General features: G+C 58.9%; 12 protein-coding genes. 2 read left to right on the top strand and 10 right to left on the bottom strand.

The features are described 5' to 3' along the window. Positions 1–34: 34 nt before the first annotated feature. The 4 genes from pqqC to L598_RS03385 all read right to left on the bottom strand — a co-directional run bounded on the left by pqqC (position 35) and on the right by L598_RS03385 (position 4680). The gene (gene pqqC, locus L598_RS03405) at positions 35–790 is read right to left on the bottom strand and encodes a pyrroloquinoline-quinone synthase PqqC (protein ID WP_144860394.1); all 756 of its coding nucleotides are present in this window, start codon (positions 788–790) and stop codon (positions 35–37) included. Between the two features lie 461 nt (positions 791–1251). Further along, positions 1252–2034: a substrate-binding domain-containing protein gene (locus L598_RS03395; RefSeq protein ID WP_246658609.1), complete on the bottom strand. Its 783-nt coding sequence runs from the start codon at positions 2032–2034 to the stop codon at positions 1252–1254. An 83-nt stretch (positions 2035–2117) separates the two neighbouring features. Then, the gene (locus L598_RS03390; RefSeq protein ID WP_144860388.1) at positions 2118–2636 is read right to left on the bottom strand and encodes a c-type cytochrome, methanol metabolism-related; all 519 of its coding nucleotides are present in this window, start codon (positions 2634–2636) and stop codon (positions 2118–2120) included. A gap of 166 nt (positions 2637–2802) precedes the next feature. Continuing rightward, entirely contained in the window at positions 2803–4680 is a 1878-nt protein-coding gene (locus L598_RS03385) for a methanol/ethanol family PQQ-dependent dehydrogenase (protein ID WP_246658619.1), read from the bottom strand. A 411-nt stretch (positions 4681–5091) separates the two neighbouring features. Here L598_RS03385 and L598_RS03380 point away from each other — a divergent pair, with 411 nt between their 5' ends. Continuing rightward, the gene (locus tag L598_RS03380) at positions 5092–5571 is read left to right on the top strand and encodes a hypothetical protein (RefSeq protein WP_348642730.1); all 480 of its coding nucleotides are present in this window, start codon (positions 5092–5094) and stop codon (positions 5569–5571) included. 55 nt (positions 5572–5626) lie between these two features. Here the strand turns inward: L598_RS03380 and L598_RS03375 are convergent, their stop codons facing one another. The 4 genes from L598_RS03375 to L598_RS21580 all read right to left on the bottom strand — a co-directional run bounded on the left by L598_RS03375 (position 5627) and on the right by L598_RS21580 (position 8375). Then, on the bottom strand, positions 5627–6295 hold the full coding sequence (locus L598_RS03375) for an ATP-binding cassette domain-containing protein (protein ID WP_246658608.1): 669 nt from the start codon (positions 6293–6295) through the stop codon (positions 5627–5629). A 40-nt stretch (positions 6296–6335) separates the two neighbouring features. Next, positions 6336–7088, bottom strand: a complete 753-nt coding sequence (locus tag L598_RS03370; protein ID WP_186444922.1) for an ABC transporter permease — start codon at positions 7086–7088, stop codon at positions 6336–6338. A gap of 68 nt (positions 7089–7156) precedes the next feature. Further along, positions 7157–8149: an ABC transporter substrate-binding protein gene (locus L598_RS03365; protein WP_144860380.1), complete on the bottom strand. Its 993-nt coding sequence runs from the start codon at positions 8147–8149 to the stop codon at positions 7157–7159. Between the two features lie 16 nt (positions 8150–8165). Beyond that, entirely contained in the window at positions 8166–8375 is a 210-nt protein-coding gene (locus L598_RS21580; RefSeq protein WP_144860378.1) for a hypothetical protein, read from the bottom strand. Between the two features lie 299 nt (positions 8376–8674). Between L598_RS21580 and L598_RS03355 the strand changes: the two genes are divergently transcribed. Beyond that, positions 8675–9052: a cytochrome c family protein gene (locus tag L598_RS03355; RefSeq protein ID WP_144860546.1), complete on the top strand. Its 378-nt coding sequence runs from the start codon at positions 8675–8677 to the stop codon at positions 9050–9052. A 54-nt stretch (positions 9053–9106) separates the two neighbouring features. Here L598_RS03355 and gph read toward each other — a convergent pair whose 3' ends face one another. Continuing rightward, positions 9107–9808: a phosphoglycolate phosphatase gene (gene gph, locus L598_RS03350; RefSeq protein WP_144860376.1), complete on the bottom strand. Its 702-nt coding sequence runs from the start codon at positions 9806–9808 to the stop codon at positions 9107–9109. 113 nt (positions 9809–9921) lie between these two features. Beyond that, positions 9922–10590, bottom strand: coding sequence for a ribulose-phosphate 3-epimerase (gene rpe, locus L598_RS03345; RefSeq protein ID WP_246658607.1), 669 nt, complete (start codon positions 10588–10590; stop codon positions 9922–9924). Positions 10591–10592: the final 2 nt, after the last annotated feature.

Genomic DNA, 10592 nt, shown 5'->3' with positions numbered 1-10592 from the left:
CGGGTCACGACGGCTCTCTCCTGCACGGCCTGCATCACATATCCTCCGGCCGGAAAGCGCCGGGCGGGATATGTCCGCCGTCGCCATAGGCATGCATCAGCGCATCGAGCATTGCCCACAGCACGTCACATTTGAAGACCAGTGCATCGATCGCTGCCTGCTGCTTTTCCGGCGTATCGGCCTGTTTCAGGACGTAGGCCAGCGCGAATTCGGCATCCCGAGGGGCCTGTCCCAGCCGCGGCTTGAAATAGGCCAAGGTCTCCTCGGTGATATAGTCATATCGTTGGAGCATGGCCGGAACCCGCTCGCCGATGATGACGGGCGAGAAAAGTTCGGTCAGCGAAGAGGCTACGGCCTCCAGCAGGGTGCGGGTGGTACAGAAGGACAGATAGGCGCCGGCGGCGAAACGCGTCGCAGGCAGAGCAAGTCGTTCGCTCTTCACCACCTCCGCATCAAGCCCCAACCCGGTCGCCAGTTGGATCCAGCGGGCGATGCCGCCGCCCCAGCCATCCTGGCCGTCATGATCCTCGATGCGCTTGCGCCATTCCGCCCGGAAGGCAGGATCCTCGCTGCGTGCAAGGATGACGGCGTCCTTGCGCGGAATGATCGCCTGATAGCAGTAGCGGTTGAGCGCCCATGCCTGCAACTGTCCCTTTGACAGGGCTCCCTCGGTCATGAGCCGGTGGAATGGATGCCTGTTGTGGTACCGTTCCGAGCCTATCTGCCGCAGCACCTCCTCCAATTGCTTGGGAGAAAGGCCCTGGGCCGCGGCGTCATGATAAGAAGTCACCGCTCAACCCTATTCTGTTGCTGGCCACTGCCTGTTTTGACGCGTCGCCCGCACAGGCAGGAGAGCTGTCGTCCAAGGGATGCAGTGCAGCCCTTGTCGCCGAGCCTCTGGGCTTCAGTCGCATGTCAGGTCCGCTCTGTAAAAATGTAGAATAGCGGGCTTGCCGGGCGGAAAGGTCGCGTCCAGCGCATGCTGGTTGATGGACCGCGCGTGCCCAATAAAGGGCACGCGCGGAGCCGGTTACTTCTTGGGGGTAATTTCAGCCGGCAGGTACCGTGAAATTTCCATGCCGGCCGGTACCTGGCACATGCTCGGCTTTTTCCAGCTTTTCTTCATCTTCATCTCCTTCTAAGACTTGGCGCCTGTTGCTACTGCCGTTGCAAGTATCCCTTGCAATAGCAGGTCCATCTCCTCGCAAATGGACTAATGAAAATTTAGGTCCTTAAATAAGCAAAAGCAAATTATTGGGTGATCGGCTGATCGTTTTCATCGAGTAGAGGCACGTTGTACTCGAGGAGAATCCGATTTATTTCCTCCTGGTTTTCCTGGATAAAGCGGTTGAGCGCACGCTTCCATTCCTGGTCCGACGGACGCACTCCCATGGTGATACGATAGGTCATGCGGGAACCGCCTTCTTCCTTCACCAGCGGAATCATCGCCAGATCCTCGCCGGACTCCTTGACATAGTAGCCGGCCATCGGCCCCCAGACGACGGCGACGTCTATTACATCCTTGAGCAGATCCCCCACCATGATCTCCGCGACCGAAGGGGCATAACGGGTATCCACCATGAGAGGATAGACCTTGGCATTGCGCATGAGCTTCGCCGCGGCCATGTTGGCCGAGGGCGGCGTGCTCTGAACGACGCCGATCCGCTTATCCTTGAGCTTTGGATCCTCGATGGTCTCGACCCCATCCAGACCGGCGCCTTTCCTATAGATAAGCACATAGGCCGAGCGGTAATAGGCGTTGGTGTTCTGAACCAGTTCGTCGCCCTGGGCATAGCCCATGATGATGTCGCAGCGGTTCGCGCGCAAAGTGTTGCGCACAAAGCCCGTTACCATCGGAAACCACTCGTATTGGACGGTCTTGCGGCCCATTTTGGAGGCCACGAGGTCGGCGATCTTATTCTCGAAGCCCTCCTTGCTCTCGTCGGTAAACGGCATGTTGGAAGGGTCGGCGCAAACCCGCAGATTCTCCGGGTCCACAAGCTCCCAGATTGCTCCCGGGCCCGCTGCCTGCACGGGAGCAGCTCCCAGCAAGACAGCAGCTGCCGCCGAAGCCGTGGCCCATGAGTACAATCTGGACAGCTTACGCATCGACATGATCAGCTTCCCATGCAACTCGCTTCATATTCCTTGGCGCCCTCCGGCTTGTCCTCTTTTTTCGGAGGCCTGCCGCGCGGGATGCCGCCAACGGCTCGAGCACGCAGATAGACATAGATGTCGTCCAGATAGCAGTAGACATTCTTGTTGTCGCCGAAGGCCGGCATGACGCTTTCCTTCCCGCCACTCAGGTTCTGCCGACCTTCCGCGACAATCGAAAGGAAGGTGGCGTAGTCCATGGTCTTGAGGGAGTTGGCAAGCGCTGGCGCATAGGTTGAGCCCACGCCATCGGGCCCGTGACAGACGTGACACTCGGAATGATAGCGTCGGTATCCGCTGAACGTATACCAGTCGACTGTACCATCCGGCTCGATATTGTAAGTGGGAGTGCCTTCGGCATCCAAATACTTTCCATCCTCATTGCTTACGGCTTTCGCCGCTTCCTTGGTATCCTGAGCGTGGACAGAAGCGACTCCAAGGAGCACGGTGAGAAAAGCCGAAAGTAATACACGAACTGCCATCTAGGACCTCTTGTTCCAGCCGCCGCCCCTCCACACTGCACGAGAAAGATGTGGCAAAAAAGGCCGCTGTGTTTTGATTGCTTTAAAGGAAGAGCCCGAAATAACGTGAACTGTTAATTCCGGACTCTCCCTAGGTTTTAATGCCGGTCCAGTCGATCTCTCAGGATCAATCCGGAAGACCGAACACAGTCAGCTGACCGCCGAGTGTGGTGTAGTCGGCCAGCGCGGCATAGCCTCCCACGGCTCCGAGGCCCGCGGTGGCGATGGACTGTGCCTCGTCGGACGGAGCATTTTCGCCAGCGACGGCTGTCTGCCATGCCGCCGCACCTTCGGCCTGCAAGAGGCCGCCTGCGAGGCCGATGCCGGCCCAGCCGCCGACGCCCGAAAGCACGGCGATATACTGCTTGCCGTCATGCTCGTAGGTGTTGATGTTGCCAATGATGCCGGACGGCGTCTTGAACTTGTACAGCTCGTTGCCTTCCGTATCGACGGCCTTGATGTAGCCTTCGAGCGTGCCATAGAAAACGACGTCGCCCGCCGTGGCCAGAGCGCCGGACCACACCGAGAACTGCTCGGGGATCGACCACACGATCTCACCCTTCGCGGCATCCCAGGCGATGAAGTTGCCCATGCCGCCATGGCTATCCGGCGCCGGATACATGGAAACGGTAGCACCGACATAAGGCTGTCCAGCGGTGTAGCTCACCCGATAGGGCTCGTAATCCATACAGACATGGTTGGTCGGTACGTAGAAGAGACCGGTTTTCGGCGAATAGGCTGCCGGCTGCTGGTCCTTCGTGCCGAGCGCGGCCGGGCAGATGCCGGTCGTGTTCACGTCTTCGCCGTTCTGAGCGGTCGAATACTCAGCCACCACCTGCGGACGCCCATACTGGTCGCTGTCGGGGTCCATCACGACCTCGGTCGCCCAGTTCACCTTCGGATCGTATTTCTCGGCGACGAGAAGTTCGCCGGTAGCACGATCGAGGGTGTAGGCGAAGCCGTTACGGTCGAAATGCACAAGCACGTCGCGCGGCTCACCGTTGATCTCCATGTCGTCCACGAGAATGTTCTCGTTGACGCCGTCATAGTCCCACTCGTCGTGAGGGGTCATCTGGTAGACCCATTTCGCCATGCCCGTATCGGCATCACGTGCGAAAATGGTCATGGACCAGCGGTTGTCGCCCGGGCGCTGCACCGGGTTCCAGGTCGAGGGGTTGCCGGTACCATAGTAGACGAGGTTCAGCTCGGGATCATAGGCGTACCAGCCCCAGGTGGTTCCGCCACCGGTCTTCCACTGCTCACCTTCCCAGGTATTGATACCCGAATCGGGGCCAACCGGCTTGCCGAGATGAGTGGTGTTCTCCGGATCCATCAAGGTCTCGGCATCCGGGCCGGTGGAGTATGCCCGCCAGGCAAGCGAGCCGTCGGCCAGGTTGTAAGCCGTCAGATGTCCACGCACGCCGAATTCGCCGCCGGAGATGCCGACATAAACCTTGTCCTTGACCACCATCGGGGCCGAGGTTCCTGATTCGGCCAGACTGCCGTCGACCTGTTCGCCATTCTTGACCTGCCAGACCACTTCGCCACTTTCCGCATTGAGCGCGACGAGTGTGGTATCGGCCTGATACTGCAAAATGAGAGCCGGACGATCACCCTCGGCCGGAGCGTAGGCAACGCCACGGTTGACGGTGTCGCAGCACATGATCGGGATCACGTTTGGATCCTGCTTCGGCTCGTATTTCCAGAGAATGCGTCCGTCGTTCTTAAGGTCGAGCGCATAAACGATGTTGGGGAACGGCGTGTTGATATACATCACGTCGCCGATGACCAGCGGCCCTCCTTCATGGCCGCGCAGCACGCCAGTGGAGAAAGTCCACTTGACCTGCAGATCCTTAACATTGTCCTTGTTTATCTGATCCAGTTCGGAATACCGGGTATTTGCATAGTCACCGGTCGGCATCACCCAATTCTTGGGGTCCGACTCCATTTGCTGAAGCTGTTCGTTGGCCTGACTTCCAACAGCGGAAGTGCAGATCAACGCCATCGCAGTCAGCGATACATAGGCAGTTTGTCTGAGCACACGCATGTAAATCCTCCCGACGGTCACAATCCCAAATCGCATATGACTCCTCTCGGGAGGCACATAGGCGACAATGTGAGGGGAAGTATTTCCGGCAGCGTGTCACGACACAAGCCAGATGAGCAGCGGGCACCATAACTGCCCACCTCACTTGGCCTACGAAAGACAAACCCCGCTCCCTAAAACAGAGTAGTCCTTGAAGCCGGAAACAAATGAAGGTTATGCTAGAAAAACGCAGCGCACAAGGAAAAAAATCATGGGTCTACGCTGCAATGCAGCATATATGTGTTGCATTGCAGCAAATCAGGTGAAGGCTTAAATATATATCTTGAGAATTCTGCAGATTGAGGAATCTAAGCTCACATGAATCTGTAGATGCAATTCAAGCGGAAGACAGATATTTTCAGGCCATATCGTGAAAGCAAGGATTACTTCAACATGAAGGTTGGTGCTCGATGCCAAACGCCCAGTGGCGCATTCAATGGAAAAGGGAAAACTGAGATGAAAAAGCATTCGGTATTTCGAGTCTTCCTGGCGCCCCTTATCGCTCTGTCTTGGACGGCCAGCCCCACCTATGCAGCAAATGGTTATCCCACCGTAGCGATCGCGGATTATGTTCTCGGCTGCATGATCTCAAATGGCAGATCGCGCGAGGTGCTGGAGCGGTGTTCCTGTTCGATCGACGTCATCTCGTCCATCATTCCATATGACCGGTATGTCACGGCCGAAACCTTCCATCGCATGGCTCAGCTATCGGGAGAAAAGGGCGTCCTCTTTCATCAAACAGCTCCGGCGCGGAATTCGACTGCCGAGATGCGGCGAGCACAGGCCGAGGCAGATATGCGCTGTTTCTGATTCGGGTGCGGACCGGCCTATTTTGCCGAGACCGTCGAGCAGCGACACCAGGTGCTCATAGCACACCTGGAAAACGTTCATGAAAAGATCGCTGGAGATCGGCCATGACTTGCGGATTACGGCTCTCACGAGGCAATCGGATCAGAAATGTGCCAAGCACATGCGCCGGACGCGCCGATAGCACGATGATGCGATCCGACAGCATCAGTGCCTCGCGCACATTGTGGGTGACCATAAGGGCCGTGGTCGGCCGAGCCGCCCATACCGACAGGAGCAGGTAGCGCAGTTTCGTGGCCGTCTGTTCGTCAAGCGAAACGAACGGTTCGTCAAGGAACAGCATTGCAGGCTCGGTGGCAAAGGCCCTGGCGAGTGCCGCGCGGCGTGCCAGGCCCAGCGAAAGCTCCGCGGGATAGAGATTGCGTACCACGGTCAGGCCCAAGCTCTCGAAAAGCCGGTCCAGATTTTTCCCCCTTTCATCCTTTGGCAGGGCCAGCCGAACATTCTGTTCGACCGTTCGCCACGGCAGCAGCGTGGGTTCCTGGAAAACCGCGGCGACGCGGCCTTGCCCTTTGCCCGGCAATTGAAACGAACCGCTGAAATCGGTGTCGAGCCCGAGCAGGATCCGCAGCGTCGTGGTCTTGCCGCAACCCGATGGTCCGAGCAGGCAAGTGAATTCTCCTTCCGGAACGTCAAAGGCAAGATCGCGAATCGCAACGAGAGGCACGCCCTCTCGGGAGCGGAACACCTTCTCAGCGATGTCTACTTCAAGCGGAGTTCCCGCGCCAACGGGTCGAGTATCGTTCAAAGGGCTGCACCAGGAAAAGTTCGACGACAAGCATCACAGCCACAAAGGCCAAGGTATAGGCAAGAATGGATGCCACATCGAAGAGCTGGAAATAGAGATGGATCTGAAAGCCGACTCCGTTCGGACGGCCCAGCAGCTCGACAACGAGCACGATCTTCCAGATCAGGGCGATTCCGGAACGGGAGGTGGCTGCAAGATAGGGCTGAAGCTGGGGCAGGAGAATGTGCCGGATCCGCTCCAGCCTGCCAATTCTGTAAACGGTCGCCATCTCCCAGTAACGTGGATCGAGCGCCCTTGCCCCCTCGCGCATGGTAACTATCACGTTCGGGATCTTGTTTACCGCCACCGCGCCGATGGCTGCGATCTCGTTGAGGCCAAACCAGATATAAGCGAGCACGATCACAACCAGTGCCGGGACATTGAGAAAGAGCACGACCCATGGGTCGAAGAAGCGATCCGCGCGCCGGTTCAATCCGAGAAGGACGCCAATGACCGAGCCGAGGGCCATCGCCACGATGAAAGCCGCCATGACGCGTCCGAGCGTCATCCCCAGATGAAAGAAGAGGTCGCCGCTCGCCGATTCCCGCATCAAGGCGACCCAGACGGCGGCCGGCGAGGGCAGGGCGCGGCTGGGCCAGGCAGTGGCGGCCAGATGCCACAACAGACAAAGACCGAGCAATGACATGACTACCGTGAGTGCCTTCGACCTCATCAGCATGTTCGGAAACGTGCGCATGCCTTCGGCCGGCTCTCCTTCCTGCCGCCGGGCTCGGGCAAGGCTCATGGCTGCGGCCCGGTCCAATAGGTTCCCGGCGCCATGGTCGGGGAGGGACCGACGAGCTTCTCACCGCCAATCTCGGCCAGAACCCGGTAAAGCTTGCCAGCATCCTCTTCTTCTTCCGCGAGAGGACGGTCCGGTATTCCCTCGCGATAGCGGTCGCGCAGCTTGTCGAGTTCTGCCCCCTCGGCGCGAATCAGAGGCTCSMGCCGGAGCCATTCCTCGTCCGATGTTGCCAGAAGTTGCTTCGCCGCTGCCGAGGCTTTCACGAAACCGTCGATAGCTGCCTTTTTCTGCTCCGCCCATGCCTCGTGAAAAACATAGCCAAGAACCGAAACCTTGCCCGAAGCGCCCAGCGCCGCCGATGCATCGTCGGCACCGAACAGGCGACGGAAGCCGTTCGCCTCCATCCGGGCGCAGTAGTGCCAGAAGTTCAGCACGGCTTCGAGATCGCCCTGCATCGCCATTTCGGCAAGGAGCGGCGGAGCGCCGTAGACGACCTCATTCTCTTTCGCCAAATCCAGATCGTGATCGCGCCGGGCCACGGCTTGGATCATAAGCCAGCTCTTGTCCAGAGAACCGCCAGCGACCCCGATCCTCATGCCTCTCATTTGGGAAAGATCTTCCAGGGGCGCATCGTCGCGCACCATTATGGCTCCGGCAGCGGTCGAATAGGGAAGCAGGGTGATGTCACTACCAGCCGTACGCTGGCGCGACACCCACAGCCAATCGGACACGATCATATCCACCTCGCCGCCAAGCATCGCGACATTGGAGGCGTCCTCGCCCGCAAAATACATTATATCCAGGTCGATGCCGTTCCGGGTGTCGAGTTTATGATGCTTGATGGTATCAAGTTCCCAGCTCACAGTGCCGAATTTCAGGGCGCCGATACGCACCGTTTCAGCCGCTCTCGCCGCGAATGGACACAATATCGCCAGTGTTGCGATGGAAGCCGCCGTCTGAAACAGGATGTCACGTCTCGAATGCAGCATTGCGAGGCGGTCAATTTCAGATCTGTCTGCCGTGATCGGGATAGGTGCATTTCCAGCGCACCACCTTGAATCCCGGATGCTCTTCCGACCATCGTGCAATGTGGGTTGGAGCCCTGAACATACATTGCATGAGCGAGCCGTTATGCTCGAAATAAAGATGTTCGGTGCGGCAGTCGCTGCCGCTTGTTGCAAGGCAGACAGTAAGAACGAGATCGACCAAGTTCACTTGGCACCTCCAAGGTTGCTGCGGCCCAAACCCAACCGCGCCGCCTGTCCTGTCCAGACATACGGCACCCTCCTACGGTGCCCGGTAGGCAGGGTCAGGCCAAGGCTACGCGTTGACCTGGAAGCCGTCAACTGCAGGACGTGACTGCGAACATCCTGCCAAGCGTTCCTCCCCCATTGTTGACATCTTTTCATCGGAGTTTAGCTTACGGCCCGTCCGGCCCGTTCATCGAGGCTTCAGGATCAAGGCAGTATAGGGCACTAGAACCGAGGGCATCGAAACAAAATGAGGAATTGCCTATGCGCTCCAGTGCACTTGTTTTTCTATCCGTTTTGACAGTTGCGGCCAGTTCCGCTCATGCCCAGGATCCGGCAGCGGGCGAAAAGGTCTTCGCAAAATGCAAGGCCTGCCACGTTGCCGATACGGATCAAAACAAGATCGGTCCGTCCCTCAAAGGCATCGTTGGCAGAACTGCCGGGACGCATGAAGGGTTCAAATATTCCCCCGCCATGATCGAAGCCGGCGAAGGGGGACTGGTTTGGAACGAGGAGACCTTGACCGAATATCTTCGTAGCCCGAAGGAAATGGTCCCTAAGACAAAGATGGCTTTCGTCGGACTGAAAAAGGACGAGGATCTGGCCAACGTCATTGCCTATCTGGAACAGTTTTCCGAGTGACGGTCGGATTTGCCGAAACGCCGCGCCGCTGCGGCGCGGCGTTTCTCTGACGCCTCAGGCGGTTGTAGCAGCGCTCTCGATTGCGGCGAGCAATGCCGGCAAATCCCTGCAGATGAAATCGGCTTCGAGCTCTTCGAGCGGCACTCGGCTATAGCCGCCTCGCACCACCGCAACAGGCATTTCGGCTGCACGGGCGGCGGCAACATCGGTCGCGCTGTCGCCAACCATCAGCGCCTCCTCAGGCAGAACATCCAGTTGCTGGAGTGCAAGGAGCAGCGCGTCCGGCGCGGGTTTGCCGTGCATTACCGCATCGCCGCCTATGATCGTTCCGAGGCGCTCGGCCAGGCGGAAATGCAGCAGGATGGTGCGCGCCGCCACTTGCGGCTTGTTGGTCACGACGCCGAGCCGGATACCTGAACTGTGAAGCCGTACGAGCGTTTCGGCAGCACCCGGCATGAGCCGCGTGAACTGGGTGAGGTGCCTGTAATAAATCGTCCCCATGGCCTGAAAGGCTTCTTCGAGGTTGGCCTCGGAGAGCTTGGCGTCGGAAGCGGCAAAGGCCCGTTCCACAAGCTTGCGTACGCCCTCGCCGATCATCGTCTTCACCTGCGCGAGGGAGAGAGAAGGAAGATCATAATTTTCAAGGAGTTCGTTGACGGCTGCTGTGATGTCCGGCGCGGAGTCGATCAGCGTACCGTCGAGATCGAAGAGAACCGCCTTGGGCCATCTGCCCGAGCTATGCCTGTCTGGAATCAAGCAGTGTTCCTTCCATGGCTGTGGAGACGATGTCCGCGAGAGGCTTCGAAGCTGGACGGCAACCGCGATAAAGATGGGGCGGTCTGGTTATTCGCAAGAGCGGGCCGGTCATTTTAGGGGGCTCTTCGTAAAGCGCTGTCAGATGAGTACCGCAAGGCCTCGATATTGGCCTGGTATGCGTGTTGGCCGTTGCCCCTGAAGACGGCGGAGCCGGCGACCAGCACATTGGCGCCGGCGGCAACCACCTGCGGCGCCGTCTCCGGCGTGACGCCGCCATCGACCTCGATATCGATCGGCCGCTCACCGACCAGCGCCTTGACGCGGCGGATCTTCTCCACCACCGCCGGGATGAAGGCCTGGCCCCCGAAGCCCGGATTGACCGTCATCAGCAGGATGAGGTCGAGCCGGTCGAGCACATATTCGATGACGCTTTCCGGCGTCGACGGGTTGAGCGAGACACCAGCCTTTTTGCCGAGGCTCCTGATCGTCTGCAGCGAGCGGTCGAGATGCGGTCCGGCTTCGGCATGGACGGTGATGATGTCGCAGCCGGCTTCGGCAAAGGCGGCAAGATAGGGGTCAGCCGGGGCGATCATCAGATGGCAGTCGAAGACCTTGTCCGTGCGGTTGCGGACCGCTTTCACGACCGGCGGGCCGAAGGTGATGTTGGGGACGAAATGGCCGTCCATGACATCGAGATGGATCCAGTCGGCGCCGGCCGTCGCCACCGCCTCCACCTCGTCGCCCAAGCGCGAGAAGTCAGACGACAGGATCGACGGCGCGATGA

This window comes from Mesorhizobium sp. J18 (assembly GCF_007829525.1).
Taxonomy (GTDB): domain Bacteria; phylum Pseudomonadota; class Alphaproteobacteria; order Rhizobiales; family Rhizobiaceae; genus VLJP01.
This window is presented reverse-complemented; position numbering and strand designations above follow the sequence as displayed.